Source organism: Rhodococcus sp. TAF43 (assembly GCF_052113525.1).
In the GTDB taxonomy this organism is placed as follows: Bacteria; Actinomycetota; Actinomycetes; order Mycobacteriales; family Mycobacteriaceae; genus Prescottella.
In genome coordinates, this window is the sequence record NZ_JBFRDL010000039.1 from 21,713 (window position 1) to 47,702 (window position 25,990).

The following is a 25,990-nucleotide window of genomic DNA, read 5'->3' on the forward strand; positions in this document are numbered from 1 at the left end:
GTGTCAGCAGCAGCCTTGGATCACGAGCCGGCGTCCGACGCCGACACCCCTGCCGTTATGTCCGATTCGCAGACGTTCCGTCGCGCGTTCCAGGACCTGCGGGAGGGGTTTGCGCAGCGTGAGCTGTGGCTCAATCTGGGTTGGCAGGACATCAAGCAGCGGTACCGCCGGTCGGTGATCGGTCCGTTCTGGATCACGATCGCCACCGGCGTGCAGGCCACCGCGATGGGCATCCTGTACTCGGCGCTGCTGGGGATGCCGCTGCAGACATTCCTGCCGTACGTCACGGTGGGCCTGATCGTGTGGAACCTGATCAGTGCGTCGATCCTCGAGGGCTCCGAGGTGTTCATCGCCAACGAGGGGCTGATCAAGCAGCTGCCGTCGCCGCTGAGCGTGCACATCTACCGGTTGGTGTGGCGGCAACTGTTGTTCTTCGGCCACAACCTGCTGATCTACGTGATCATGGTGTTCGCGTTCGGGGTGTGGCGGCACATGAGCTGGACGTCCCTGGCGGCGATCCCCGCGCTGGGGCTCATCGTCCTCAACGCGCTGTGGGTGTCGATCGTGTTCGGCATCTTCGCGACCCGCTACCGGGACATCGCCCAGATCCTGGGCAGCCTGACGCTGCTGCTGTTCGTCCTCACCCCGATCTTCTGGTCCACCGACGCGCTCGAGGCGCAGGGTGGCGACGTCGCCGAGCGAGCGAAGATCGCCGAGATCAACCCACTGTTCCACTTCCTGGACATCATCCGCGCGCCCATGATCGGCGCGGACCAGCAGGCCTACCACTGGTACATCGTGCTGGCGTTCACCGTCGTCGGCTGGGCGGTCGCACTGTTCGCGCTACGCAAGTACCGGGCCCGCGTGGCCTACTGGGTCTAGGGGGACACCACATGACGAGCAACGTGAGCATCGAGACGCACGGAGCGTGCGTCGACTTCCCGATCTTCGACGCCAAGTCACGGTCGTTGAAGAAAGCGTTCCTCGGCAAGGCCGGCGGGACGATCGGCCGCAACGACTCCGACGTCGTCGTGGTCGAGGCGCTGCGCGACATCACGATGTCGTTGAAGGAGGGCGACCGCGTCGGGCTGGTCGGGCACAACGGCGCCGGCAAGTCGACGCTGCTGCGCCTGCTGTCGGGCATCTACGAGCCGACCCGCGGCAGCGCCCGCGTCCGCGGCCGAGTCGCGCCCGTCTTCGACCTGGGTGTCGGCATGGACCCGGAGATCTCCGGCTACGAGAACATCATCATCCGCGGCCTGTTCCTGGGGCAGACGCGTAAGCAGATGCTCGCGAAGATGGACGAGATCGCCGACTTCACCGAGCTGGGCGAGTACCTGAACATGCCGCTGCGCACCTACTCGACCGGCATGCGGGTGCGTGTCGCGATGGGCGTGGTCACCAGCATCGACCCCGAGATCCTGCTGCTCGACGAGGGCATCGGCGCGGTCGACGCCGAGTTCATGAAGAAGGCGCGGATCCGGCTGCAGAAGCTGGTCGAGCGCTCCGGCATCCTCGTGTTCGCGAGCCACTCCAACGAGTTCCTGGCGCAACTGTGCGACAGCGCGATGTGGATCGACCACGGCGAGATCCGCATGCACGGCGAGATCGAGGACGTGGTCCGCGCGTACGAGGGCGACGACGCCGCCGACCACGTGCGTCAGACCATCGCCGACATGGAGCGCGAGCGGGGCCAGGAGCGCGCTTCGTGACCGAACGCATCAGTGACACGGCGACCGAGAAGATCGTGGGCGTCGTCGTCACCCACAAGCGTCGGGAACTGCTCGCCCAGTCGCTGAAGGTGCTCGCCGGGCAGAGCCGTCCGCTCGACCACCTCGTGGTGGTCGACAACGCCGACGAGCCCGACGTCCGCGAGCTGGTCGAGGGCGCCGACGTCCCCACCACCTATCTGGGTTCCAAGCACAACCTCGGCGGTGCCGGCGGCTTCGCGCTCGGCATCCTCTACGCGCTGTCGCTCGGCGCCGACTGGGTGTGGCTCGCCGACGACGACGGCCGCCCCGAGGGCCCCGACGTGCTCGCGACCCTGCTCGGCTGCGCGAAGAGGCACGGCCTGGCCGAGGTCTCCCCCGTCGTGTGCGACATCGACGACCCGGACCGGCTCGCGTTCCCGCTCCGACGGGGCACCGAATGGAAGCGGCTGCGCTCCGAACTCGGCGAGGACGACCTGCTGCCCGGCATCGCGTCGCTGTTCAACGGCGCCCTGTTCTCGGCGTCCGCGATCGACGCCGTCGGCGTCCCGGATCTGCGCCTGTTCGTGCGCGGCGACGAGGTGGAGGTGCATCGCCGCCTGGTCCGTTCCGGGCTGCCGTTCGGCACCTGCCTGCAGACCGCGTACGTGCACCCCAACGGCGCCGACGAATTCAAGCCGATCCTCGGCGGCCGGATGCACACGCAGTACCCGGACAACGAGACCAAGCGCTTCTTCACGTACCGCAACCGCGGCTATCTGATGTCTCAGCCGGGCATGCGCAAGCTGCTGCCACAGGAGTACGCGCGCTTCGGCTGGTACTTCCTCGTCTCCCGCCGGGACCCCAAGGGGTTCGCCGAATGGATGCGGTTGCGCGGGCTCGGACGTCGGGAGCGGTTCCAGCGGCCCTGACCCTCACCCCCGCGCTTCACCCCGGCGGGGCCGGGCGCCACCCTGCGCGGCGGGGGCAACCCTGGCAGCATGGGGACGAACTCGACGTTCACGTGGGAGGGGTCCGCGCATGCTCGATCGGTTCAAGAAGTCGTCCCGGCTCAAACTGCAACGGGCCGTCGCGGAGGTGCTCCGCGATTCGGACCGTCAGGCCCGGATCGAGAGCGAGAACCGGCACGATCAGCTGCTGGCGGAGCTCGCCGCGAACAACGGCGAGATGAAACGGGTGTTGCACGAACTCGCGGAGGCGCGCGGGCAGGTGGCGTCGGTGACCGAGCGCCTCGAGGAGCTCGAACAGCGCGCCCGCCGGGACATCTCGCACGCGCTCGACATCCAGGCCACCGCCGAGAGCGCCCAGTTCGTGCTCGACCACATGCCGAAGGCACCCGTGTTCTGGCACCCCCACGACACGCTGCGGTACGGGCTCGAGGTGGTCAAGGTCGACGGGCTGGCGCTCGAGTTCGGCGTCGCGAGCGGCACGACCCTGAAGATCATCAGCGAGGCGCTGCGCCCCACCGGGCACGAGGTGTGGGGCTTCGACGTGTGGACGGGACTGCCCGAGGCGTGGCGCACGGGATTCCCGGCCGGCGAGTTCGCACAGCAGGACGTGCCGTCGGTGCCCGGCGCGCAGCTCGTGTCCGGGCTGTTCGAGGACACGCTGCCCGGCTTCCTCGCCGAGCATCCCGGCCCGGTCGCCTTCGCGCACCTCGACGCCGACCTGTACTCGTCCACTCGCACGGTGCTCGAACTGCTCGCCGACCGGCTGGTGCCGGGCACGGTGCTGATGTTCGACGAGTACTTCAACTACCCCGGCTGGCAGGACCACGAGCACCGCGCGTGGACCGAGTTCGCCACCCGCACGGGACTCGAGTTCGACTACCTCGCGTACACCGCCAACCACGAACAGGTCGTGGTGCGGCTCCGCGAATGATCCGGCCGCGGATCACTTTCCGTACAGGCGCGCCCAGTTCTCCCGGCTCGTCAGCTGCGGGAACTCGCGCCGGTACGCCTCCGCGACAGTGGGCGCGTCGGCGCGGAAGCGCTTCATCACCCCGAACAGGCGTCCGGTCATCTCGGCCGCCAGTTCGCGATCGAACCGGCGTTCCCGGACCCCGGACTGCGACGCGTCGGTCACGAACACGTGCGCAAATCGACTCACGTGCCACCACTGCGCGTCCTCGAACGAGACCGTCACCGGCCCCGGCTCGAGCCGGCCACGCGCCTGCCACAGCGCCCGCTTGGCGAGGACCAGGTCCTCGCGGTGCGACTGCGGCGGCGGATCCGCCCGCCGCACCGGCACGATCGGCAGCTCCGACGCGGGACGGGTCACAGTCTCCGAGAAGCGCTTTCGCTCGGCGTTGACGGACGCGAGCGCCGCCTGTCCGCCGTCGACCAACGCACCGGGTCCCTCGAGGAATCCCTCGAGCGCACGCAGCTGGGTGTGCGCGAGACCGTACTGCATGCTGACGATCGACCGGGAGATGTCGCGCGCCAGGTTTTTCGCCAGCGCGGACGGCGCGAAACCGGGATCGAGTGCCGCGGTGATCAGGCCGTTGCGGGTGCTGAAGTAGTGCGCGAAGCCGTCGACGTCCTTCCAGTAGAAGTCCGCGTGCCACACCGCGGCGCCGGGCAGCGTGATCGTCGGGATCCCGGCCCGGCCCGCGCGCAGGCTGAACTCGACGTCGTCCCACTGGAAGAACACGGGCAGCGGCAGCCCGATCCGGCGCAGCGCCTCGGCCGGGATCAGGCACGACCACCAGCCGTTGTACTGGGCGTCGACGCGCCGCTCCGGCAGCTCCTCGAGCACGTTGTAGTTGTGCTCGCTGTACTGGTCCGTCGGCAACCCGCGCCGCAGCGTCGCCAGGTCCACCCGCTCGGCCGTGGCCAGCAGGTAGTTGGGGTTGTACAGGAACAGCATCTCGGCGCCGATCAGCGCCGGGCTGATCGTGCAGTTCGCGAACGCGCTCAGCCGCAGCACCGTCTCCGGCTCGCACAGGATGTCGTCGTCCATCAGGATCACGTCGGTGTCGTCGCTGGACGCCGACGCCTCGAACAGCCCGCGGGTGAAGCCGCCCGCGCCACCGAGATTCGGCTGGCGGATGTACTGCAGGCGATCCCCGAACGCCGGCGCGACCTGCTGGAACAGCTCGCGGTCCTGCACCGGGTCGGTGCCCTGGTCCACGACGTACACGGTCTCGAGGCGCTCGACGACGGTCGTGTCCGACGCCAGCGCCGCCACCGTCTTCGCGCAGTCGTCGGCGCGGTTGAACGTGCAGATCGCGACCGCGACGGGGCGCGGCGGGAGGGCCGCCTCGACGCTCCACTCGATCTGGTCGAACGTCACCTCCGCGTCCAACGCCTCGAATTCGAGCCACAGCGAGCCGCCGTCGACGAACTGGTCGAGGGCGCTGCTGAGGGCGACGGTGCCCTGACCGTCCGCGGTGGTGGCCCCGACGATGCGGCGATGGCCGCCGATGTCCGACGCGACGAGGAGCACCCGGCACGACGTGGTGGACAGGACCCGCACGCTGGCGGTGACCTCACGGACAGCGGTCCACCGCTGCCAGTAGCTGGCCGGGAACCGTCCGAAGAAGGTGTTGGTGTTGGCGCGGGCGCCGGCGTGCAGGCTCAGCGAGAAGCGATCACGGGTGGATTCGCCCTTCTCGACCACGGCATACAGTTCCTCGTTCGCGACCGGCGAGGTGCCGGCGAACAGGGTGCGCTGCGCCAGGAGGCGAGGGGTCAGCCCGCTGTCGGAGGCGGTACGGGTCTCGGACGAGTCAGCTGAATCCACACCCGGCAGGGTATCGCGACACGGCCCGCCGACGCGCGCCGCACCCGACCTGACCGGCCGGTACGGTCAGGCGGCCGCGAAGGCCGCCGAGCGCAGCGACTCCTTGCGCCGACGCAGCGTCAGCAGGCCCTTGGCCATCTGCACGACGTCGCCCACCGAGATGCGGCTGGCGTGCGCACGGTGCTCGTCGCTGAGCCGGATCGGCACCTCCACCGGCCTGATCCCGGCGGATTCGACGGCGTAGTCGAGTTCGGTGGTGAACAGGAAGCCCGTCTCGGTCAGGTGCGGGGCCAGCGCCCGCAGCAGGTCGCCGTCCACCACGAACGTGCCCTGGGGGTCGCCGGTACGGGTCCCGAGGATGGTGCGGCGCAGCAGCGCGAACCCGCGGGTCATCACGGCACGGGCCAGGCCGCGGTCGACCACCGACTCGGGGTGCGCCTTGGAGCCGATCACCACCGCCGGTGCCCGGCCGCTCTCGCGGGCGAGCCGGTCGGCGCCGTCGACGTCGTCGAAACCGAACGGCAGGTCGTCCGCCGTCAGCAGCACGCGCGCACCGCGCGACGCGAGCGCGCCGGTGCGCAGCGCGTTGCCCATGCCCTTGTCGCTCTGCATCGGCACGAACGCGACACCGTCGGCRTCCCATCCGGCGGCCAGGTCGGCGCAGATCGCGGCCGTGGCGTCGGTGGAACCGTTCTCGACGACGATGATCTCGACGGCCTGGCCGTCGAAGCGCTCGGCGAACCGTCGCACCGTGGTCGCCAGGACGTCGGCCGAGTTGTGCGCCGGAATCACGACGGACAGGTCGTAGCCACCGTCGACGCCGCCTCCGGAGCTCGTCTGCACCCGATGTCCTCCGACCTACTCGTTTTTCCCCGACTTCATTGTGAACCGGGCGGAATATTACGCTCCGACGACAGGGATGCTGCCGCCGCGCAATCCGTCCGACGACGAAAGCCCGCCGTGAATTCTGATCTGCCGCTGCTCAAACGTGTGACGCCACCCGCCCTGCTCGCCGCGCTCGTGGCCCTCGTCGCGGCCGTCCCGCTGCTGTCGAACCGGTGGTTCTACTACTGGGACGACAGCGCCGCGGCGTTCGCGCCCGGCTGGCACACCATCGGCGAACGGCTCCTGAACGGCTCGTGGCCCACCCTGTTCCCCGAGATGTGGGCGGGCGGCAACATCACCGCCGAGGCGCTGTACGGCACCTACAACCCGGTCCTGCTCGCCGAGGCCGCACTGGTCGCGCTCGTGCCCAACCTCGCGGTCGGCATGACGCTCGTGAAGATGCAGTTCCTGGCGCTGCTCGCCGTCGGTGTCTACGTTCTCGCCCGGCAGTACGGCGCCTCCCGGTCGATGGCGTTCGTCGCCGGCTTCGCGATGCCGTTCGCCGGATACACCCTGTACTTCGACGCGTCCACGTGGGCGTCGGGCCTGATCGCCTTCGCCTGGATCCCGCACGTGTGGTGGTCGACGCGCGCCAGCGCGGCCGGCCGGGTCAATCCGCTGGTGCCGATCCTGTTCGGTTTCCTGGCGATGACGACCGGCAATCCGTACGGCGCCGTCGCGGTGGCCGTCGTCTATCTGGCGGTGCTCGCCGAGACCGTCGCGCGGAACCGTGCCGGGGACACCGAACGCCCGTTCCCGGGGATCCGGTCGCTGATCGTGAGCGGCGTCGCGATCGTGATGATGTCGCTCATCGTCTACCTGCCGCTCGCGTTCACCACCGGCGTCTCGGTCCGCACCCAGACCGGCATCCGCAACGACGACGCCCTGCGCCCCGGCCTCGGCGACCTGATCAACCTGTCGGCGCTGTCGAACCGGCCGTACGGGCCGATCTTCGAATCGACCGCCGCCACCGTCCCGCTGGTCTACCTCGCCTGGTTCCTGGTTCCGCTCGCGCCGTGGATCCGGTGGGGGTCGTTGCGGCGCCTCGGCCGCAGCAGCATCTCGCTGGCCGTGTTCGGCGGCATCTACCTGATCCTGCTGCTCGGCCCGTCGAATCTGTGGCTGTTCCGCTGGCCCGCCCGCCTCATCGAGTACGGGCAGTTGCCGGTGATCGTCATCGCCGCCGTCGCGCTGTCTGCAGGGCTCGCGCGGGACCGGTGGAAGCTGCGCCTCGGCATCGCCGCCGGGCTGATCGTCGCGCAGTTCTACCTGTCGTGGGCCGAGATCCCCGAGGACATCGGCACCCACCTCGCGGCACTCGCGATCACCGTCGCGCTCACCGCGCTCGCGCTCGTGGTGTCGTTCCGCAAGCCCCGCCTGCTCGCGGGGGCGCTCGTGGCCGGCACCGTCGTGGCGCTGGCCGCGCAGACCAACCTGTGGTTCACGGGCAACTACAACGTCACGCCCTGGAAGTTCCCGCGCCAGGAGGCGTTCCTCGACGAGCACTTCGAGAAGCGCTATCCCGGCACGACGTTCGTGATCGCGGACCGCGAGAACATCAACCCCGACGACCCCACCGGCCAGTGGGGTGACGTGCTGTTCGGCAGCCTGTACCAGCCCGCCGGGGTGGAGGCCGTGAACAACTACGCGGGTATCAGCTTCAACTCGTTCGTCGACGACCTGTGCATCAACTACTACGGCGGTGTTCCCTGCGGTGACGGCGTCGGCCGCCTGCTCGCCGAGTCGCCGGGCACCGGGGTCTCGTGGCTCGACGCTATGCGCATCGACACCGTCGTCGTGCAGAACAGCGGCCCCTACGGCGGCCCGCACGCGCTCGACGCGCTGCCCGCCGACGAATGGGACGTCCGCGTCGAGCACGGCGTCACCGTCGGCACCCGCACCGCGCCGCACCAGTGGCCCGACGGGCGACTGTCCGCGACCACGCCGGGACTCGAGGTCACCGGCGACTCCGCCTCCACCGACACACACGAGACCCTGACGTACACCGGTTCGGGCACTGCGACGTTCGCGCTCCTCGCATGGCCCGGGTGGACGGCCACCGTCGACGGCGAGCCGGTCGACATCACCGAAAGCCCCGGCGGGCTGCTGCAGGTGGAGTTGCCCGACAGCGGCGGCGCGGAATCGACGCTGACCCTCCGATTCACCCCTCCCGGAAGCAACCTCGGCTGGGGCCTCGCCGGCGCCGGACTGCTCGTCGCCCTCGGCCAGGGCGCATGGTTCGCGGTGCGGCGGAGGAAGGTGGGAACCCCGTCGCACTGAGCGGTCGGCGTGGGATCGTGTCGAAGTGAGCTCTGGGGGCACGGCCGCTGCCTGGGCCGAGCAGCAGATCGAGTCGGTCCGCGACGATCCGGCGGGCCGGATCGCCCTGATGCAGCGCTGCTACTACGGCCCGTACGGCAAGGCTCCCCGGCATATGCCGTTCCGCCGGGCGGCAATGTCGTTCATGCAATGGCAGCTCCGGCGAGGTCTACTGCAACCAGCGTCCCGCGACCGTCCCGGTAGTCCGTGGTGGCGCGCGGTGAACGAGCGCATCCTGCGCGACGGGTGCGAGGCCGTGGCCCTGAGCGGAGACCTTTCCGGGCCGACATCGTCTCGGACGGTTGACTTCTGGATGCCCTTCGCCGACTACCCGACCGCTCGGGCGTGGTACCGGGCGCACAACGGGAGCGCAGTCGCCGCCTATCTCGAACACCGCGACCTGGCCGCCGCGGAGAACGAGGCCGAGCGCTTCTTCATGAACGTCGTGCTCTGCCGGGTGCTGTACGCGCATGCCCTCGTCGCGGCCCCCCGGATCGCACTTGGATGGCTCCGACCGCTCGCCCCGCTCCTCGGTGACCCGAGACTGGGCATGGCCGGGATTTTCGTGCAGCTGTCTCGCGTGCTCCCGGACGAATACCCCCTCCGTGAGAGTGCGCGGCACTACCTCGGCGACGAACACGGATTCGGCCGTCTCCTGGACTACGGCGTGATCGTCCCGAGGTTGCAGCCGTGGCGTTCTACGACCGGTGATCGTCAGGCCCGGATACCAGGGCGGATCGCGCCGCTAGTCAGTCGGCGGCTACGGTCTCCCCGCCCTCTGGTTCCTCGGTGCCTGGACGTGGTTGATCGGTCTGCTTCGGGGCCGCCGGCACCCACTCCCGAAGGTGTTGCACCACCCCGCCATAGAACGCATCCGTGGACGAGGTGACGCTCGAGACAAAGCTCGCCGCAGTTCCGGACCGCTTGCTTCCCATCGGAAAGGTCTGCTCGAGACTGAACGACACGACATCTCCTGCCCGGTTGTCGGTCAGGATCTTCGGATTCGCGCGCACCGTCTCGAGAAGCTCGCACGTCTCGTTCCCACGCTCGGAGAACACCGCTTCGACCTGGACATTGCCCGGTACATCTTTGAGTTGCTTGAGCAACCACGACACGCGACGAGCCGACGTGCCCTCGTTCGGTGCCGCCACCTTGGTCCGACAGCGGATCTTGTTTGTGCGCACATCCGCGACCACGGCCACATCGCCCGCAGTCTCCGGGATCCGGAGTACGGATTCGAAGATCCCTTCGGCTGCCAGTCGTTCTGCGACAGACGCGTTCCGCGCTGCCGGGTCGTTGCTGTAGCGGCGCGGCACGATGTGTTTGACGGTGACGCCGAGTTCGGCAGTCAGCCGCAGCGCCAGGTGCCGTGAGAGGGACACCCATGTGTCCGCGACAGTGAGGGCTTTCTGGTCGCCGCCGCGGAGGGTGCCGGCGGTGACTGCATCGCGGACGGTGACCCAATGCCGGCCCATGTCGACGAACTCGGTTGCCCCGGACCGGGGGTGGTCGAGGTATCGCACGAACTCGGCGAGGATCCACGCCTGCACGTCGTTGTCGATTCCACCGTGGGAGAGCAGCATCCGGGCCTCGTGCGCGACTTCTGCCCAGGACAGGTGGCGCAACGCGACCTTGGCGAGTTTGCGGCGGTCGACCTCGATCGGCAATTCTCCGGCGCTGGCGGGGACGTCGTTGGACAGGCTGACGACCACGTCGTACTTCTTCTTTCGAGCCACGTCGAGGTAGTTCTCGAGTTGCCCCTTCTCGAGTTTGCCGTTGCCCGTCTTCACCTCGAGCAACCCGGTCCACAGCCGACTGCCGCGGGATACCTTCAGAACGGCGTCGGGGATCACCTTTGTGTCGCCGTAGTCGTACTGCACCTCCACATAGCCTTCGAAAGCGCCTGCGGGGGCGCCCATCCGGGAACACAGAGCGCGTGCAAAGGGACTTACGGCCTGCATCGTCGCGACCAGAGCCGAGGTCGCACGGCGTTCTTGCTCCTCCCCCCCCCCGACGCCGACGACCGAGAACAATCGCGCCGGCCGCCAGCTGTCGTGTTCAGCTAGCGTGAACTCGCGGGGTTTGGCCTTCTTCACAGCCTTCTTGGCGGTACGTACTCCGCGAGCCTTTGCCTTCGCCGGTGTGGTCGGCTCGGCGGACTGTGCAGGCATCACGGGGTCCGGCTGGATCTCGATGGTCTCGAGCGGTGTGGTGACAAGTTCCGACTCAGCGTCCGACGCGGCATCGACGTCGTCCGCGGTTTCGGATTCAGGTTCGTCGTCGATGTCGACACCGAAATCGCCCGCGAGGCCGGCGAGCCCGGAATCCCACCCTTGGCCAACGACGCGCAGCTTCCACTCGGCGCCGCGCCGGTACACCTCGCCGAAGACGAACGCGGCCTCGGTGGTCGCGTCCGCGGTGACGTACTCCGCCAGCGTGTGGCCAGCGCCGTCGACGACACGGAGAGTGAGTTTGCCCAGGTCCCCGAAGCCGCCCTGGCCGAGACTGCCCGCCAGTGCCACGGTGTGCACGTCCTCGGGAACTGTCGACAGGTCGATGGCAATCCGCGCCTGCGCCCCTTCCTCGGTCGCACCCGCACCCAGGAACCGGATCGAACCGTCCGACGACTCAGGCTGGTTGTAGAACACGAAGTCCGCGTCCGAACGAACCTTCCCATCCGCACCCAAGAGCAAAGCGGATGCGTCGACCTCGATGTCCGACTCAGCCCACCCGATCACCACATCGATCTGAATCACATCATCCGGCAGGGACATGTTCTGCCCCTTGGACAACATCGGAAACGTCATCAATCCCACCCTCGATCAACCCGGCAAACCCCAACACGAATATGGGCGAGCAGAGCCAGTCCCGACTACAGGCACACGTCGCATCCGCAATGCACACTAATCGGTCTTGTTTCGCTGGAACGCCGAGGCCGGAACACGAACCTCGCACGTCGCTGGCGACGCCCCGACCTCATTCCCCGGATGGCATGCACGAGATGCGGGGGCGGACCGACACACCCACCTACGACACCCACAGGCTGCCCGGCGTCGGCGCATCCCCGCCCGGGCGTCGGGTGAGCCAGAATGAGTCCGTGTTTCGCTTCGGTCAGTCCAGACGGTCCGGTGGTGTGCCTTACGACGCGCGGGAGCTGTTGCGCGCCTATGAGCGTCACGCGACCYGGGAGATACGACCGGACTCCGGTGAGCTGCTGGTCGTGATCCCGTTGCACGACGGGAGCGCCCTGGAGATCACGATCCCGGACCCCTCGGCCGACTGGATCGAGTCGCGGATCCGCGGGCTCTGTGCCTCGCTGGGCGCCATCGACCGTCGCGCCCGACGCCTGCTGCGCGACGAGTTCTCCATCGGCTGGATCGAACTCGACTCGCCGCACCACGGCACCATCGACTACTGGGCCAACGCCGTCAACAGTGAATACCCCATCGACATCTCGTGGACCGGGGACGGCTGGGAGCAATCACCGGCCGAACCACTGACCTGACGAATTCATCTGTGGCGGGGAGCCGCCCGGGTCTGCGAGCATGTCCGCATGGAGCATCCATCGGCTGAGCAAGTATTCGCCACCCTCCTCGGCGAGAGCGCTGTCCCGCTCCTGAAGGAGCACGGATTCCGGAAGCGGAGGCTGACCTTCACCCGGGAGCGGGACGGGTTGGTCGACGTCGTCAACCTGCAACGCTCGGCGGGCAACAGCTACGAGTCGATCCGCTTCTACACCAACTGCGGCGTCTACTCCCCGGAGTTCGACCGGGTCATCGGACGGCCGGTGCAGGACCGTCCCGCCGAGGTGGACTGCCAGTACCGGAGCCGGATCGAGAACATCGCGACCGGGATCGGACCGCACGTGACCGTGCAGGCCGACACCGATGTTCCCGCCGTCGCCGACCAGCTCCGCGCGGCACTCACCGAGGCGCTGGCGGCGATGGGTCAGCTTCGCGGCCCCGACGACATCGTCCGATCCGTGGGGTCGGACATCGACTTCGACGTCCTGCGTTACCGACTCGCCACGGGTGACGAGTCCGGTGCGCGCGAGCAGTATCTGCGTGCGCGCTCGCGGTTCGGTGCCGAGCCCCGGTGGCCGCGACTCGAGGAACAGTTCCGGAAAGCGGCGGACTCCTACGCCGTCGCCGTCACCGACGTCGAACGCCGGTGAGAGACGGTAGGCCGGCCGGGGATACCCCGCTGCGGATTCGGGTCGAAGGTCTCTAGAGTGTCGGCATGTCGCCGGCAGCCAACAAGATCACCACGCGCAACGCGCGTTTCCAGCAATGGCAGGCGCTGCTGACGAACCGCAACAAGCGGCAGCGCCTGCGCGCGTTCGTCGTACAGGGCGTGCGGCCCATCACGATCGCACTCGACCGAGGATGGGCCGTCGAGGCCGTCCTCTTCGACGCCGACCGCCGGCTGTCCGAGTGGGCGCGGGACGTCCTGGACAGGGCCGAGGGCGAGCGATTCGCCCTCACGCGCGAGCTGATCGTCGAACTCGGCGAGAAGGGGGCCGACGCCCCCGAGCTCATCGTCGTAATGTCCCTTCCCAGTGACGATCTGGGACGCATCCCGGTCGCGCACGACTTCCTCGGCGTTGCCTTCGACCGGCCCACCAGCCCCGGCAACCTCGGCTCCGTCATCCGTTCCGCCGACTCGTTCGGGGCGGCGGGCGTCGTCGTGACAGGACACGCGGCCGACCCGTACGACAGTGCCGCCGTGCGGGCGAGCACCGGATCGCTGTTCGCCGTGCCGACCGTACGAGTGTCGTCCCCACACGACGTCTTCTCGTGGGTCGGGTCGCATCGCGCCGCGGGCGTCCCCATCCAGATCGTCGGAACGGACGAGAACGGCGACGCCGATGTCTTCGATGTCGACCTGACGTTGCCGACGCTGCTCGTCGTCGGCAACGAGACGACCGGCCTGAGTGCGGCGTGGCGCGACGGCGTCGACCGGGTCGTGCGTATCCCCATGACGGGCTCGGCCAGCTCGCTCAACGCCGCCAACGCGGCATCCGTCGTGCTCTACGAGACCACGAGACAGCGCCTCCGGCGGCCGCTGGGCGTGGCTTCGGGGTAGGTCCAGTAATACTGGGCGCGCTTCGCCGCCCGGCGATGCACTGGTCGCAGGCGGGCGGGAGTCGTCATGGCCGACTTCCCGACCGCCGCGTTGGTGCAAGCGGTGATCGGCCGCAACTTCAGCTGATCGCCGAGACCGCAGACACTGTCGCCTCGTGGACCGCGCGGTGCGCGGGCAGGATCGAGGCCCGTTCGGCGGCAACGTCGCCGGTGCCGTTCAGCAGTCCGACGAAGTGTCCGAGCTGCGCGGAGAGCGGCTCCTCGCTGTACCGGATCGTGGGGATCTCGATGATCGTCTGCTGGTGGTAACTGCTGCCGTCGGCGGTGATGTCGTCGTCGACGTGCCGGTAGACGGTGATGTCGCGGCGCAGCAGATCGATCTCGATGAGACGGTCCGCCTCGAGCAGCGACAGCTGACGGATCTTGCGCTGACTGAGCCGGCTCGCGGAAATGGTTGCCACCGCGCCGGATTCGAAGCGCATGACGGCGTCTGCGCTGTCCTCGGCGCGGTTCTCGATCGAGGTCGGATGGAAGTAGCCGAACTCGGCGCGGGCCTGGACAGGCTCCGAGCCGACGAACCCGATCGCGAGGTCCAGGTCGTGGATGAGCAGGTCGGTCGCGACACCGGTCGGGATGCGGGACACGAACGGCGAGTGCCGCGTGCCGGTCACCTGCCACACCTCGCCCGCGAACTCGCGGGCGGTGCGCACGGCCGGGTTGAAGCGCTCGAGCAGACCGCACATCAGCGGGACGTCGGCGCGCGCCGAACGCTCCACCAGGTCGACGCTCTGCTCGTAGGTGGCGGCGAGCGGCTTCTCCACCAGCAGCGGCTTGCCGAGGTCGAGGACGCGTCCGGCGAGTTCGTAGTGCGCGGGGGTGGCCGCCGCGACGACGACGGCGTCGACGCCGGACAGGTCGGTGAAGTCGGGCGCCCACTGCGCACCGCAGCGCTCGGCCACCGCCTGGCCCTGCTCGGCGTTGGGCTCGATCACGAGCGCGAGGTCGGTCAGCGGCGACTGCGACACGACGCGGGCGTGCAGCGAGCCCATCTTGCCGGCACCTATCAGGGCGATCTTCGGGTTGCTCATGCTCATGCCTCCATCGCGCCGCGGACCGCGGCGATGATCTGGTCCACGTCCGACTCCGACAGTCGAGCGTGGACGGGGATGCTCAGGCAGCGGGCCGCGACCGACGTCGCGACCGGGGTGTCCTCGATGACGACGCGCGGGTGCTCGCGGTAGCACTCGTAGTCGTAGACCGCCTTCGGGTAGTAGATGCCGCTGCCGACACCCCGCTCGGTCAGCCGGGCCGACAGGGTGTCGCGATCGATCGGCGCGTCCTCGGCCAGCAGCAGCGTGAACTGGTGCCACACGTGCTCGCGGCCGGGCAGCTCGCTCGGCAACTGCAGACCGGCGACATCCTTCAGGCCCGCCTGCAGGGCCTCCGCGTTGCGGCGCCGCGCCTCGACCTGCTGCGGGTACGACGCCATCTGCGGCAGCGCGAGGCTGGCCTGCAGGTCCGTCATCCGGTAGTTCTGGCCCGCCATCTCGTAGACGTACCGTTCCCGCATGCCCTGGTTGCGGAGCACGCGCAGGCGGTCGGCGAGGACGTCGTCGTCGGTGGTGATCATGCCGCCCTCGGCGGTGGTGAGGTTCTTCGTCGCATAGAACGAGAAACAGCCGAGCCCGAAGCTGCCGGCGCCGCGGCCGTCGAATGTCGCGCCGTGCGCCTGCGCGGCGTCCTCCACGACGGACAGCCCGTGCTCGCCGGCGAGCGGCATCAGCGCCGCCATGTCCGCCGACTGGCCGTACAGGTGCACCGGCAGCAGGACCTTCGTCCGGTCGGTGATCCGGGTGGCCGCGACGGCCGGATCGAGGTTGAAGTCGGCCTCGGAGATGTCGGCGAAACGCGCCGTCGCACCGGCCTCCAGGATCGCGTTGAGCGTCGCCACGAAGGTGAACGGGCTGGTCAGCACCTCGTCGCCGGGCTGCAGGTCCTGCACCTGCAGGGCCGCGACGAGCGCCGTGGTGCCGTTGTTCACGGCCACCGCGTGYCGGACACCGACCAGCGCCGCGAACTCCTCCTCGAGCCGCTTGACCTTGGGGCCCTGCGCCACGATCCCCGACCGCAGCGTGTCCAGGACCTCCCGTTCGACGTCCTCCCCGAACGAGATGCTCGAGATTGCAATCACTGAATGGCCCTCCGATAGATTCCTTCGAGACACCCCGCGAATCATCGGGGGCAACCGCCTGAGGGTAGCGAAGTGCTGCCTCCCGCCCCCGGAAGGATTCCCGCCGGACCATGTCGATCGGACAGAACTGTCACATCCACCCCACCGCTGTGATCGGCGACGCCGTCGTCATCGGCGACGACGTGACCGTCGGACCGCACGCGGTCCTCACCGGTCCGCTCACCATCGGTGACCGGTGCTGGATCGGCGCGGGCGCGGTGCTCGGCGCGCCCCCCGAGATCCTCGGTGCCGCGCACCCCGCCTCGTGGTCGGAGCCGGCGCCGCACCGCGGCATCGTGATCGGCGCCGACACCACGATCCGCGAACTRTCGACGGTGCACCAGGGCAGCGAGCGGGTGACGACCGTGGGCGCCGGGTGCTTCGTCATGAACCGGGTCGCGATCGAGCACGACGTCCAGGTCGGCGACCGCTGCGTCGTCTCGGCGGGATCGACGTTCGCCGGGCACGTCAGCGTCGGCGACGGCGCGAACATCGGCATGCACACCGTGGTGCATCAGCGCCGCGTCGTCGGCGCCGGCGTGGTGACCGGCATGGGCACCGTCGTCGTCAAGGACGTGCCCCCGTTCGCGAAGGCGTTCGGGAATCCGGTGGAGCTGCGGGGTGCCAACACGATCGGCATGAGCCGGTCGGGAATCGCGGAATCCGATGTCGCCGCGGTCGCGCAGTTGTATACGCCTGGAATGTCCGCGGGCACCGTTCCGGACGCCCTCGCGACCGCGTTCGACTGGTGGCGTGAGCGTGCAGCGAAGCCGCTCGCTTTCCCTGCCACCGCATGACCGGTTGCTATGGTCGAGAAGCCCTGACGGACCACGCGAGGAGTGGACTCGGATGACATCCGACACCGATTCCGTCGCCGAACCGCCGGAGTCGCCGCCGAACACCAAGCGAACGCTGCTGGTGAACGCCCTCCGGATCGTCGTGACCGTCGCGATCGTCGTGGCGATCGGATTCGCGGTGAAGTCGCAGTGGACCGAGGTCCGCGGGACGATCCACGACCTGTCGTGGTGGTCGCTGGTCGCGTCGACTGTCTTCATCTTCCTCGGCATGGGCGCCGCCGTCCGTGCGTGGCAGCACACGCTCGGCGCGCTCGAGCAACCGATTCCCGCGTTCGACGCGGCCCGCTGCTACCTCGTCGGCCAGCTCGGCAAGTACCTGCCGGGCAGCGTGTGGGCGTTCGTGCTGCAGACCGAACTGGCGCGCCGGGCCGGCGTCTCCGGGGCGGCGGCGTTCATCACCGTGCTGGTCACGGTGGGGTTGAGCACCACGTCGGCCCTGCTGGTGGGCCTGCTCGGGCTGCCGGCGTTGTTCCAGATCGGCACCCCGGCCGCGGTCGCGGTGATCGCGCTGGTGCCCATCGCGCTGATCTGCGCGTATCCGCCGGTGCTGACCCGGCTCGTGAACATCGCGCTCAAGGTGCTGCGCCGCGCGCCGCTGCAGCGGCCGCTCACGATGCACAAGATCGGCCTGGCGCTGATCTGGTGCTCGGTGAGCTGGGTCGCGTACGGCGTGCACCTGTGGATCCTGGCGTCCACGTTCGGCGGGTTCGGCACCGACCGGCTGATCGCGTCGATCGGTGCGATCGCGCTGGCGATGTGCGCCGGCGTACTGGTCTTCGTGGTGCCGTCCGGGATCGGCGTCCGCGAGGCGGTGATCGTCGCGGCGCTCGCCCCGGTGGCCGACTCCGGCACCGCACTCGCGCTGGCGCTGACGTCGCGGCTGCTGTTCACGCTCTGCGAGGTGCTCGCGGGAACGGTGGCCGCGCTCGCCGGCAACCGGGCCCTGCGCAACGCGCTGGTGCACGAGCAGTCACGGGTGCCGCTCCCCAGCAAGGCGTGAGCACGCCCGGCATGCTCAGCTGAGCGTGCCGATACCGAGCGAGCCGGCGGCCAGCGAACCGATCCCGGTCTTGAGCGAGCCGTAGGTGAAGGACCCGGTGTTCGCGGACCCGAGGTTCCCGGAACCGGTGTTGGCCGAACCGACGTTGCCGGAACCGGTGTTCGCGGACCCGACGTTGCCCGAACCGGTGTTGGCCGACCCGACATTGTTCGATCCGGTGTTGGCCCATCCCAGGTTGAAGGAACCGGTGTTGTCGGGGCCGATGTTGTTCCAGTCGATGCTGCTCGCGCCGAGCAGTCCGAGACTGCCGAGTCCGGCGACGACGGCCGAACCGATCACCCCGGCCTGCACCTCGGCGGGGCCGACGACGCCGACTCCGACCGCGTCCTGGCACGGCAGCGGCAGCTCGAGGCCCGGCGCCACCGCATTGGTGACGTTGGCCAGCAGACCCTCCACCCGGACCGGCGAGCACGGTGGGGAACCCGCGACGGGGTCGGCCGCGGCCTGAGCCGTTGTCGTGCCCAGGCTCACCGCCGCGACGGCGGCTGCAACCATGCCGGCCCTCACGGACGCGCGGCGGCTGCGACGTGACTTGTTCTGCGGTCCGGCCCCCATACGAGTGCCCCCTCCGGTTCGACGACCGAGTGAACTGTCCCGACACGAATGCTGGTCACGCTACCGCGACCTGGCACCCGACGTGGCCGGATCGGGGCGTTCGGGCAGGCTGGGGCTACTGCCCGGTGCGCGCGTATCCGGCCTCGGTCGTTTCCTTGGCCGGACGCCACCACTCGGGATGGTCCCGGTACCACTGCACGGTGGCCTCGAGGCCGCTGCGGAAGTCCCGGTAGCGCGGCTCCCAGCCGAGTTCGGTGCGTAGTCGTGTCGAGTCGATCGCGTACCGCAGGTCGTGACCGGGGCGGTCGGGGACGAAATCGAAGTCGTCAGCAGGTCGCCCGAAAAGCTCCAGCAGCATCGCGATCACGGTGCGGTTGTCGACCTCGCCGTCCGCGCCGATCAGGTACGTCTCCCCCAGTCGGCCGCGCTCGAGGACGTCCCACACCGCACGGTTGTGATCGTCGACGTGGATCCAGTCGCGGACGTTGCGACCCTGCCCGTACAGCTTGGGGCGGACGCCGTCGAGCAGGTTGGTGATCTGCCGCGGGATGAACTTCTCCACGTGCTGGAACGGGCCGTAGTTGTTGGAGCAGTTCGACAGCGTCGCCCGGATCCCGAACGAGCGCGCCCACGCCCGCACCAGCATGTCGCTCGACGCCTTGGTCGACGAGTACGGGCTCGACGGGTTGTAGGCGGTGGACTCGGTGAACCGGGCCGGATCGCCCAGTTCGAGGTCGCCGTACACCTCGTCGGTGGAGATGTGGTGGTAGCGGACGTCGTGGTCGCGGACGGCCTGCAGCAGCGTGTACGTCCCCACGACGTTGGTGCGCACGAACGGCCACGGGTCGGCGAGCGAGTTGTCGTTGTGGGACTCGGCCGCGAAGTGCACGACGGCGTCGGAATCGGCGACCAGACGGCTGACCACGTCGGCGTCGGCGATGTCGCCGTGCACGAAGTCGATCCGGTCGGCGACCGCGTCCAGCGAGGCCTTGTTTCCGGCATACGTCAGCGCGTCCAGGACCGTGACCCGGACGTCGGGGCGTTCGGTGACGGTCTGGTGGACGAAATTGGCGCCGATGAATCCGGCGCCACCGGTGACGAGCAGCCTCATACCGGGGAGACTACCGAGGGACAGTGCCCGCTCACGCCGACGCCGGTTCCGGCTTCGCCTCCTCCTCCGCCTCGCCCGGGATGGAGGTGCCGCGGAGAGAGACGCCGGCCGTCTCGCGGAGGAAGGCGACCGAGACGAGACCGATGACGCACGCGCCCATCATGTAGATCGCTGGGAAGAGGTTCCAGCCGGTCGCGTGGATGACCGCGTCGTTGACGAGCGGGGCCGTCCCACCGAAGAGCGCCGTCGAGACGTTGTAGCCGATCGCRAATCCGGCGTAGCGGACCTGGGTGGGGAACATCGCCGGGAACGTCGCGGAGATGGTCGCCAATTGCGGCAGGTACAGCAGGCCGAGGACCGCGAAGGCGATGAGCGCCCAGACGAAGCCCCTCGCCATCAGCCAGTACATCGGCACGGCGGCCACGAACAATCCGATCAGCGACGCCCACCACATCGGTTTGCGCCCGAGGGTGTCCGACCAGCGTCCGAAGAACGGGATACAGGCCATCATGACCAGTTCCCCGACCAGGACGATGATCGTGGTCGACTSCGTGCTCAGACCCAGCGTCGACTCCAGGTAGGTCGGCTGGTAGGTCAGCAGGGTGTAGTTGACCACGTTCAGCGCGACGACCATGCCGGTCAGGATCAGGATCGGCCGCCAGTAGTTCTTCAGCAGGTCGGCGAGCCCGCCCAGGATCGAGTCCTGGCTGTCGCCCTGCGCGTCCACCTCGTTGAACACGGGCGATTCGTCGAGTTTGCTGCGCAGATACCACCCGACCAGGCCGAGCGGCAGGGCGATGAGGAACGGGATCCGCCAGCCCCACGCCGCCATGTCGTCGTCCGAGATCATCAGCTCGCACAGCATCACGACGGCGGTACCGGCGGCGAATCCACCGAGGGTTCCGAACTCGAGGAAGCTGCCGTACCGGCCGCGCTTGTCGTCGGGCGCGCACTCGGCCATGAAGGTGGCGGCGCCGCCGTACTCGCCGCCGGTGGAGAAGCCCTGCACCACACGCAGGAGGATCAGCAGAAGCGGAGCAGCGATGCCGATCGACGCGTACGACGGGATCGCTGCGATCAGCGCCGTTGCACCCGACATGAGCAGAATTGTGGTCGCCAGCACCGCTTTTCGTCCCAACCGGTCGCCGAGCGGGCCCCAGATCATGCCGCCCAGCGGGCGGAGGACGAACGAGATCGCGAATCCGAGCATCGTCCCGATCGAGCCGAGATGCCCGGGAAAGAAATTCTGGGTCAGATACGTGGCGGTAGTGGCGTACACGCCGTAGTCGAACCACTCCGTCGCGTTGCCCATCGCCGAGCCAGTGATGGCTTTGCGCAGCGTCCGACGGTCCACGTCGCCGCCCGGTTCGGTGGACTCGTCGTCCACCGTCAGGCGCTCGGGACCGTACGTCGATTCCTGCATTCGTAGGGGGTCCCTTCAGACGGGGAGCTGCAGTAGGCAGGTCTTTTGTTCATCGGTCGTTTCGACGCTAACGGGACATCAACGACTCTGCTTGGGACGAGAAGCCCGGCCACCGATCGACACGGGCGCCTCCAATTACGAACCAGTTGGCCGGTTTACCGATATCGTGGCCATCCGATCCACTCCAGTCCGACCGCGGAGGCTCCATGTCCAACCCTGGCCCTGAGGGCTACCCGTCGATGCCCGGCCAGAACCCGGCACAACCCCCGCATCAGGGCTCCTGGCCGGCGGACTATCCGATGGGCCCACCCCCTCACGGTCCCGCGCCCGTCACCGCCCCGAAGCACCGCCCCATGCTGATCGGCGCTCTCGTCGCGAGTGTCGGCGTCATCATCGGCAGCATCGGACCGTGGGTGACGTTCCTGGGGCTCAGCGTCGGTGGCACCGAGGGCGACGGCGTGATCACTCTGATCCTCGGCGTCCTCGCCGCAGCAACGCTCGGCGTACTGCTGACCCGGACCGCGCCAGCGCGATTCGGCCTCCAGTGGGCCGGTACCGCCGTCGGTGCGATCTGCCTGCTGGTTGCGATCTACGACATGGCCAACCTGTCCACCGAGGACGAGGAGTTCTTCGGGGAGATGATCGGCCCCGACATCGGGTGGGGACTGTGGCTGCTCCTGCTGTCGTCCATCGCACTGTGCGCAACCGCGACGATCACGGCGATTCAGATGCGTAAGAGCTAGGTCTTTCGCACTCCACCGCGCTCGCGCGGCTACCCGTGAAACACTGCTCTACATGCGCGGAATCATTCTGGCTGGTGGCACGGGCAGCCGGCTGYACCCGATCACGCWGKGCGTGASCAAGCARCTGSTGCCSGTCTAYGACAAGCCGATGATCTACTACCCGCTCTCGACGCTGATGCTGGCCGGGATCCGCGACATCCTGATCATCACCACCCCCGGCGATGCCGACCAGTTCCGCAACCTGCTGGGCGACGGCTCCCGGTTCGGCATCTCGCTGAGCTACCAGGTGCAACACGAACCGAACGGTCTCGCCCAGGCGTTCGTGCTGGGCGCGGACCACATCCGTTCGGATTCGGTTGCGCTCGTCCTCGGCGACAACATCTTCTACGGCCCTGGCCTGGGCACCACGCTCACCCGATTCCACGACGTCAAGGGCGGCGCGGTGTTCGGGTACTGGGTGTCGGATCCCGGCGCGTACGGCGTCATCGAGTTCGACGACTCGGGCACCGCGATCTCGCTGGAGGAGAAGCCGGCGGCGCCGCGGTCCAACTACGCGGTGCCGGGGTTGTACTTCTACGACAACGACGTCGTCGCCATCGCGCGGGACCTGACGCCGTCGGCGCGCGGCGAGTACGAGATCACCGACGTCAACCGCACCTATCTCGAGGCTGGACGCCTGCAGGTGGAGGTGCTGCCGCGGGGCACCGCGTGGCTCGACACCGGCACGTTCGATTCACTGCTCGACGCGTCGAACTACGTGCGCACCATCGAGCAGCGGCAGGGCCTCAAGATCGGCGTTCCGGAGGAGGTGGCGTGGCGGCGCGGCTTCATCTCGGACGACGAACTGCGCGAGCGCGCGCAGCCGCTGGTCAAGTCCGGGTACGGCACGTACCTGCTGGGACTGCTCGACCGCGGCAGAGAATGGTGACATGGATTATCGGGAGTTGAAGGTTCCGGGGGCGTGGGAGATCACGCCCCGACAGTTCGGCGATCACCGCGGGGTGTTCCTCGAATGGTTCAAGGAGCCGGGCTTCACCGGTTTTTCCGCGGCGATCGGCCGGACGCTGGACCTGCAGCAGGCGAACTGCTCGGTGTCCGCCGCGGGCGTGCTGCGCGGCATCCACTTCGCCGACGTCCCGCCCGGTCAGGCCAAGTACGTCACGTGTGTCAAGGGCGCGGTCCTCGACGTCGTGGTGGATCTGCGGGTCGGGTCGCCGACGTTCGGGCAGTGGGATTCGGTGCTGCTCGACGACGTCGACCGTCGCGCGCTCTTCGTCTCCGAGGGCCTCGGGCACGCGTTCCTGTCGCTCGAGGACGACTCGACGGTGATCTACCTGTGCTCGTCCGGCTACAACCCCGAGCGCGAGCACGAGGTGAGCCCGCTGGACCCCGGCATCGGCATCGAGTGGCCGGGCGTCGGACGCGACGGCACACCGCTGCAGTGGACGCTGTCCGACAAGGATCTCGCCGCGCCGACACTGCTGCAGGCCCGCGATTCCGGTCTGCTTCCGGTGTACCGGGAGGGAAGCGACTGAACCCATGAGAGCGACGAGGGTGCGCCGCGCCAGTGCTGCCGTTGCAGTGCTCGTGGCCGCAGGCCTCGCGCTCCTGGCCATACCTCTCGAACACGGCACAATCGACGCGTCACCGCCGGCGACGACGTCGGTCGTGGCACCGGCTCCCCCGCCGGCCGTTCCGCTTGCCCCACAGGAACTCTCGGCCCGCGTCGTTCCCACGATCGTCACCGTCACGACCCACTCGGCGCTCGGTACGACGGCGGGGACCGGAATCGTCCTGCACCCGGCCGATTCCGCGGCGATCGTGCTCACCAACCATCACGTGATCGACGGCGGCACCGACATCGCCGCGACCAGCATGCACGACATGCGCCGGTATCCCGCCGAGGTCGTCGGCTACGACAGCTCCCGCGATCTCGCGGTGCTCCGACTGCCCGGCGGCAACGCCCTGCCGGGCGCGGCGCTGGGGTCGGCGCACTCGGCGCGTGTCGGCGATCCGGTGACCGCGATCGGGAACGCGGAGGGCGGCGGGGTGCCGGTGCCGGCACCCGGCGCCGTCACCCGGCTCGGCGTCACGGTCACCACCCGCAACTCCACCGACGGCTCCCGCAATCAGCTGTCGGGGCTGATCGAGGTGGACGCCGACGTCCGGCCCGGCGACTCGGGCGGCCCGCTGGTGAACGCGTTCGGCGAGGTGATCGGGGTCAGCAGCGCCGGGAACGCCGTCGAACGTGACGTGCCGCAGGCGCCCGCGCCGAAGTCGTACGCGATCCCGATCGACTCGGCGATGGAGCTGGTGGACCAGGTGCTGACCGGCCGGCCGTCGGACACGGTCCACATCGGCCCCACCCCGATGCTCGGGGTCAGTGTCCGCGACCACCGCGACCCGATGTCGAACGTGCCCGCGGGTGCGGAGGTGACGCTCGTCAGCTTTCGCAGCCCGGCCGAGGTTGCCGGACTCGCACGCGGCGACGTGATCGTCGAATTCGACGGCGTACCCGTCCGCGCCGCCGCCGACCTCACGATCCGGATGAACGCCCTCCACCCGGGCGACCCCGTCCAGCTGCAATGGATCGACGCCACCGGGGCCCCGCGATCGGGGTCGCTGGTGTTGCAGGAGGGCCCGCCTCGCTGACCGGTGTCAGCCGATGGCGAGCTTGCCGGCCAGGCGCTGCAGGTACGCGCGGACCTCCTCCTCGGAGCTGTCGGGCATCCCGAACAGTGCCTCGCTGACGCCGAGATCCTGCCAGCGGGCCAGCTTCTCGGCATCCGGCTTGCCGGCGAGGACGATGATCTCGGGCTGCCCGGAACGGCCGGCGTCGGCCCAGATCTTGCGCAGCAGCGTGACGTTGTCCTCGATGTCCTGCTCGATCGGCGTGGTGATCCAGCCGTCGGCGGAGCGGGCGATCCACGTGAACGTCTTCTCCGACGCCCCGGCGCCGACGAGGACGGGCGGCCGCGGCTGCTGGATCGGCTTGGGCCATGCCCAGCTCGGCCCGAAGCGCACGAACTGCCCGTCGTACGACGCCTCCTCCTGCGTCCACAGCGCCTGCATCGCCTCGAGGTACTCGCGCAGCGCGGTCCGACGCTTCTTGGGGTCGACACCGTGGTCGGCGAGTTCCTCGGCGTTCCAGCCGTAGCCGACGCCGAACGTGACGCGCCCACCCGACAGGTGATCGAGGGACGCGATGGTCTTGGCGAGCGTGATGGGGTCGTGCTCGAGCGGCAGCGCCACCGACGTGCCGAGCCGGATCCGCGACGTCACCGATGCGGCGGTGCCGAGCGCGACCCACGGGTCGAGGGTGCGCATGTAGCGATCGTCGGGCAGGGCCTCGGTGCCGGTACCGGGGTGGTTCGACTCGCGATTCACCGGAATGTGCGTGTGTTCGGGCACGTAGAACGCGTCGAAGCCGCATTCCTCCACTGCCTGCGCGGCGGCCGCGGGGGTGATTCCTCGGTCACTGGTGAACAGGCTGATGCCGTAGCGCACGATCTGACTCCTCCGCGTGGTTCGGTTCAGGAAATGTAACCTGTTCCAACCGAAACCGGAAGTGTCTCCAGACAGGTGTCCAGTCGCGTCAGCGGATCTTGAAGATCACCGCGCGCTGGACCACGAAGTTGATGACCGTCGCGGTGCCCTGCGCGATCACGAATGCCAGCGGCACGCGCCACCAGGTGTCCGAGAGTTGACTGTTCAGCCAGGTGCTGATGCCGACCTGAACCGCGAAGGTGACCGCATAGAGCAGCACAACCGCAATGAAGCGGGCGCGACTCGGCTCCGCCTTGAACGTCCAGCGCCGGTTGATCAGGTACGCCGTGGTGGTGCCCACGATGAAGCTGATCGACTTCGCCACCGCGAACGGCATTCCGGTCTTCAACAGAAGCAGAAGCAGCCCGAGGTCCACGATCGCGGACAGCCCGCCGGTGACCACGAAGCGCACGATCTGCGTCTTCAGATCCAGCGACTCGTCGGCGATGGACTCGGTGACGGGGATCTCGACCGGCAGCGGGACGTGCGGTTCGTGGGCGTGGGGGGTTCCGGACACGGGAACGAGCGTAGGCGAACCGTACGCGCGGATCCGTGGTGACATCCGGCACAAGCTGTAGACCTCGAGCGCACTCGAGGTTGCATGATCAACTACATGACCGTTTACTCGCTGCCCGATCTCCCCTACGACTACGCCGCCCTCGAGCCGCACATCTCCGGCAAGATCATGGAGCTGCACCACGACAAGCACCACGCCGCCTACGTC

General features: G+C 68.7%; 24 protein-coding genes and 1 pseudogene. 15 read left to right on the plus strand and 10 right to left on the minus strand.

Annotated elements, in window-relative coordinates:
• The 4 genes from wzm to AB4Z09_RS20730 all read left to right on the plus strand — a co-directional run bounded on the left by wzm (nucleotide 1) and on the right by AB4Z09_RS20730 (nucleotide 3,590).
• Complete coding sequence (gene wzm / locus AB4Z09_RS20715) at nucleotides 1-882, plus strand: galactan export ABC transporter permease subunit Wzm/RfbD (RefSeq protein WP_174907543.1); 882 nt, start codon at nucleotides 1-3, stop codon at nucleotides 880-882.
• Nucleotides 883-893: 11 nt separating this feature from the next.
• Entirely contained in the window at nucleotides 894-1,712 is an 819-nt protein-coding gene (gene wzt / locus AB4Z09_RS20720) for a galactan export ABC transporter ATP-binding subunit Wzt/RfbE (RefSeq protein ID WP_114723746.1), read from the plus strand.
• Nucleotides 1,709-2,620, plus strand: coding sequence for a galactofuranosyltransferase GlfT1 (glfT1, locus tag AB4Z09_RS20725; protein WP_254622734.1), 912 nt, complete (start codon nucleotides 1,709-1,711; stop codon nucleotides 2,618-2,620). Before wzt ends, glfT1 begins: the two co-directional genes overlap by 4 nt.
• Before the next feature lie 109 nt (nucleotides 2,621-2,729).
• Complete coding sequence (locus AB4Z09_RS20730; RefSeq protein WP_114723744.1) at nucleotides 2,730-3,590, plus strand: class I SAM-dependent methyltransferase; 861 nt, start codon at nucleotides 2,730-2,732, stop codon at nucleotides 3,588-3,590.
• Between the two features lie 12 nt (nucleotides 3,591-3,602).
• Here the strand turns inward: AB4Z09_RS20730 and AB4Z09_RS20735 are convergent, their stop codons facing one another.
• Both AB4Z09_RS20735 and AB4Z09_RS20740 read right to left on the minus strand, forming a co-directional pair.
• Nucleotides 3,603-5,453, minus strand: coding sequence for a glycosyltransferase (locus AB4Z09_RS20735; protein ID WP_258558119.1), 1,851 nt, complete (start codon nucleotides 5,451-5,453; stop codon nucleotides 3,603-3,605).
• A 66-nt stretch (nucleotides 5,454-5,519) separates the two neighbouring features.
• Nucleotides 5,520-6,296 carry a glycosyltransferase gene (locus AB4Z09_RS20740; protein ID WP_114723742.1) on the minus strand — a complete coding sequence of 259 codons (777 nt, stop codon included), beginning with the start codon at nucleotides 6,294-6,296 and terminating at the stop codon, nucleotides 5,520-5,522.
• A 117-nt stretch (nucleotides 6,297-6,413) separates the two neighbouring features.
• On the opposite strand from AB4Z09_RS20740, the gene AB4Z09_RS20745 reads away from it, so the two are divergent.
• The gene (locus AB4Z09_RS20745; RefSeq protein WP_442240562.1) at nucleotides 6,414-8,618 is read left to right on the plus strand and encodes a hypothetical protein; all 2,205 of its coding nucleotides are present in this window, start codon (nucleotides 6,414-6,416) and stop codon (nucleotides 8,616-8,618) included.
• Between the two features lie 788 nt (nucleotides 8,619-9,406).
• Here AB4Z09_RS20745 and AB4Z09_RS20750 read toward each other — a convergent pair.
• Entirely contained in the window at nucleotides 9,407-11,464 is a 2,058-nt protein-coding gene (locus AB4Z09_RS20750; RefSeq protein WP_442240563.1) for a TerD family protein, read from the minus strand.
• Between the two features lie 326 nt (nucleotides 11,465-11,790).
• On the opposite strand from AB4Z09_RS20750, the gene AB4Z09_RS20755 reads away from it, so the two are divergent.
• From AB4Z09_RS20755 to AB4Z09_RS20765, 3 genes are all read left to right on the plus strand, one after another.
• A complete protein-coding gene (locus AB4Z09_RS20755; protein ID WP_442240564.1) occupies nucleotides 11,791-12,162 on the plus strand; it encodes a hypothetical protein in 372 nt (123 codons plus the stop codon).
• Nucleotides 12,163-12,210: 48 nt separating this feature from the next.
• On the plus strand, nucleotides 12,211-12,831 hold the full coding sequence (locus tag AB4Z09_RS20760) for a DUF4304 domain-containing protein (protein WP_442240565.1): 621 nt from the start codon (nucleotides 12,211-12,213) through the stop codon (nucleotides 12,829-12,831).
• A gap of 65 nt (nucleotides 12,832-12,896) precedes the next feature.
• The gene (locus AB4Z09_RS20765; protein ID WP_442240566.1) at nucleotides 12,897-13,742 is read left to right on the plus strand and encodes a TrmH family RNA methyltransferase; all 846 of its coding nucleotides are present in this window, start codon (nucleotides 12,897-12,899) and stop codon (nucleotides 13,740-13,742) included.
• Between the two features lie 118 nt (nucleotides 13,743-13,860).
• On the opposite strand, the gene AB4Z09_RS20770 is transcribed toward AB4Z09_RS20765, so the two are convergent.
• Nucleotides 13,861-14,835 (minus strand): Gfo/Idh/MocA family protein, encoded by a 975-nt coding sequence (locus AB4Z09_RS20770; RefSeq protein ID WP_174907534.1) that lies wholly within the window; start codon nucleotides 14,833-14,835, stop codon nucleotides 13,861-13,863.
• Nucleotides 14,832-15,932: a DegT/DnrJ/EryC1/StrS family aminotransferase gene (locus tag AB4Z09_RS20775; protein WP_174907532.1), complete on the minus strand. Its 1,101-nt coding sequence runs from the start codon at nucleotides 15,930-15,932 to the stop codon at nucleotides 14,832-14,834. The genes AB4Z09_RS20770 and AB4Z09_RS20775 overlap by 4 nt, the downstream gene beginning before the upstream one ends.
• A 110-nt stretch (nucleotides 15,933-16,042) precedes the next feature.
• Here AB4Z09_RS20775 and AB4Z09_RS20780 point away from each other — a divergent pair, with 110 nt between their 5' ends.
• Both AB4Z09_RS20780 and AB4Z09_RS20785 read left to right on the plus strand, forming a co-directional pair.
• Complete coding sequence (locus AB4Z09_RS20780; RefSeq protein ID WP_442240567.1) at nucleotides 16,043-16,768, plus strand: DapH/DapD/GlmU-related protein; 726 nt, start codon at nucleotides 16,043-16,045, stop codon at nucleotides 16,766-16,768.
• 52 nt (nucleotides 16,769-16,820) lie between these two features.
• Nucleotides 16,821-17,828, plus strand: a complete 1,008-nt coding sequence (locus AB4Z09_RS20785; RefSeq protein WP_114723733.1) for a lysylphosphatidylglycerol synthase transmembrane domain-containing protein — start codon at nucleotides 16,821-16,823, stop codon at nucleotides 17,826-17,828.
• Between the two features lie 15 nt (nucleotides 17,829-17,843).
• Here AB4Z09_RS20785 and AB4Z09_RS20790 read toward each other — a convergent pair whose 3' ends face one another.
• The 3 genes from AB4Z09_RS20790 to AB4Z09_RS20800 form a co-directional block, all read right to left on the minus strand.
• On the minus strand, nucleotides 17,844-18,443 hold the full coding sequence (locus AB4Z09_RS20790; protein WP_442240568.1) for a pentapeptide repeat-containing protein: 600 nt from the start codon (nucleotides 18,441-18,443) through the stop codon (nucleotides 17,844-17,846).
• Nucleotides 18,444-18,558: 115 nt separating this feature from the next.
• Complete coding sequence (rfbB, locus tag AB4Z09_RS20795) at nucleotides 18,559-19,554, minus strand: dTDP-glucose 4,6-dehydratase (protein ID WP_442240569.1); 996 nt, start codon at nucleotides 19,552-19,554, stop codon at nucleotides 18,559-18,561.
• 31 nt (nucleotides 19,555-19,585) lie between these two features.
• On the minus strand, nucleotides 19,586-20,977 hold the full coding sequence (locus AB4Z09_RS20800) for an MFS transporter (RefSeq protein WP_442240570.1): 1,392 nt from the start codon (nucleotides 20,975-20,977) through the stop codon (nucleotides 19,586-19,588).
• A 206-nt stretch (nucleotides 20,978-21,183) separates the two neighbouring features.
• On the opposite strand from AB4Z09_RS20800, the gene AB4Z09_RS20805 reads away from it, so the two are divergent.
• From AB4Z09_RS20805 to AB4Z09_RS20820, 4 genes are read left to right on the plus strand one after another with little or no spacing between them, the layout of a single operon-like run.
• The gene (locus AB4Z09_RS20805; protein WP_442240571.1) at nucleotides 21,184-21,720 is read left to right on the plus strand and encodes a hypothetical protein; all 537 of its coding nucleotides are present in this window, start codon (nucleotides 21,184-21,186) and stop codon (nucleotides 21,718-21,720) included.
• 52 nt (nucleotides 21,721-21,772) lie between these two features.
• Nucleotides 21,773-22,648 carry a glucose-1-phosphate thymidylyltransferase RfbA gene (rfbA, locus tag AB4Z09_RS20810; protein WP_442240572.1) on the plus strand — a complete coding sequence of 292 codons (876 nt, stop codon included), beginning with the start codon at nucleotides 21,773-21,775 and terminating at the stop codon, nucleotides 22,646-22,648.
• 1 nt (nucleotide 22,649) lies between these two features.
• Entirely contained in the window at nucleotides 22,650-23,255 is a 606-nt protein-coding gene (locus AB4Z09_RS20815) for a dTDP-4-dehydrorhamnose 3,5-epimerase family protein (RefSeq protein WP_174907524.1), read from the plus strand.
• Nucleotides 23,256-23,259: 4 nt separating this feature from the next.
• Nucleotides 23,260-24,372, plus strand: coding sequence for a S1C family serine protease (locus AB4Z09_RS20820; protein ID WP_442240573.1), 1,113 nt, complete (start codon nucleotides 23,260-23,262; stop codon nucleotides 24,370-24,372).
• Between the two features lie 6 nt (nucleotides 24,373-24,378).
• Here AB4Z09_RS20820 and AB4Z09_RS20825 read toward each other — a convergent pair whose 3' ends face one another.
• Both AB4Z09_RS20825 and AB4Z09_RS20830 read right to left on the minus strand, forming a co-directional pair.
• Nucleotides 24,379-25,227 carry an LLM class F420-dependent oxidoreductase gene (locus AB4Z09_RS20825; RefSeq protein WP_442240574.1) on the minus strand — a complete coding sequence of 283 codons (849 nt, stop codon included), beginning with the start codon at nucleotides 25,225-25,227 and terminating at the stop codon, nucleotides 24,379-24,381.
• Nucleotides 25,228-25,315: 88 nt separating this feature from the next.
• Nucleotides 25,316-25,828: a GtrA family protein gene (locus AB4Z09_RS20830; RefSeq protein ID WP_442240575.1), complete on the minus strand. Its 513-nt coding sequence runs from the start codon at nucleotides 25,826-25,828 to the stop codon at nucleotides 25,316-25,318.
• Between the two features lie 51 nt (nucleotides 25,829-25,879).
• Here AB4Z09_RS20830 and AB4Z09_RS20835 point away from each other — a divergent pair.
• Nucleotides 25,880-25,990: pseudogene (locus AB4Z09_RS20835) on the plus strand (superoxide dismutase); the annotation flags it as partial.

Bases quoted from the DNA above. Each gene is read 5' to 3' on its own strand.
- wzt (WP_114723746.1), top strand. From the start codon at position 894: ATGACGAGCAACGTGAGCATCGAGACGCACGGAGCGTGCGTCGACTTC.
- AB4Z09_RS20730 (WP_114723744.1), top strand. From the start codon at position 2,730: ATGCTCGATCGGTTCAAGAAGTCGTCCCGGCTCAAACTGCAACGGGCC.
- AB4Z09_RS20750 (WP_442240563.1), bottom strand. From the start codon at position 11,464: ATGACGTTTCCGATGTTGTCCAAGGGGCAGAACATGTCCCTGCCGGAT.
- AB4Z09_RS20760 (WP_442240565.1), top strand. From the start codon at position 12,211: ATGGAGCATCCATCGGCTGAGCAAGTATTCGCCACCCTCCTCGGCGAG.
- AB4Z09_RS20765 (WP_442240566.1), top strand. From the start codon at position 12,897: ATGTCGCCGGCAGCCAACAAGATCACCACGCGCAACGCGCGTTTCCAG.
- AB4Z09_RS20770 (WP_174907534.1), bottom strand. From the start codon at position 14,835: ATGAGCATGAGCAACCCGAAGATCGCCCTGATAGGTGCCGGCAAGATG.
- AB4Z09_RS20785 (WP_114723733.1), top strand. From the start codon at position 16,821: ATGACATCCGACACCGATTCCGTCGCCGAACCGCCGGAGTCGCCGCCG.
- AB4Z09_RS20790 (WP_442240568.1), bottom strand. From the start codon at position 18,443: ATGGGGGCCGGACCGCAGAACAAGTCACGTCGCAGCCGCCGCGCGTCC.
- rfbB (WP_442240569.1), bottom strand. From the start codon at position 19,554: ATGAGGCTGCTCGTCACCGGTGGCGCCGGATTCATCGGCGCCAATTTC.
- AB4Z09_RS20805 (WP_442240571.1), top strand. From the start codon at position 21,184: ATGTCCAACCCTGGCCCTGAGGGCTACCCGTCGATGCCCGGCCAGAAC.
- AB4Z09_RS20815 (WP_174907524.1), top strand. From the start codon at position 22,650: ATGGATTATCGGGAGTTGAAGGTTCCGGGGGCGTGGGAGATCACGCCC.
- AB4Z09_RS20820 (WP_442240573.1), top strand. From the start codon at position 23,260: ATGAGAGCGACGAGGGTGCGCCGCGCCAGTGCTGCCGTTGCAGTGCTC.
- AB4Z09_RS20830 (WP_442240575.1), bottom strand. From the start codon at position 25,828: ATGTCACCACGGATCCGCGCGTACGGTTCGCCTACGCTCGTTCCCGTG.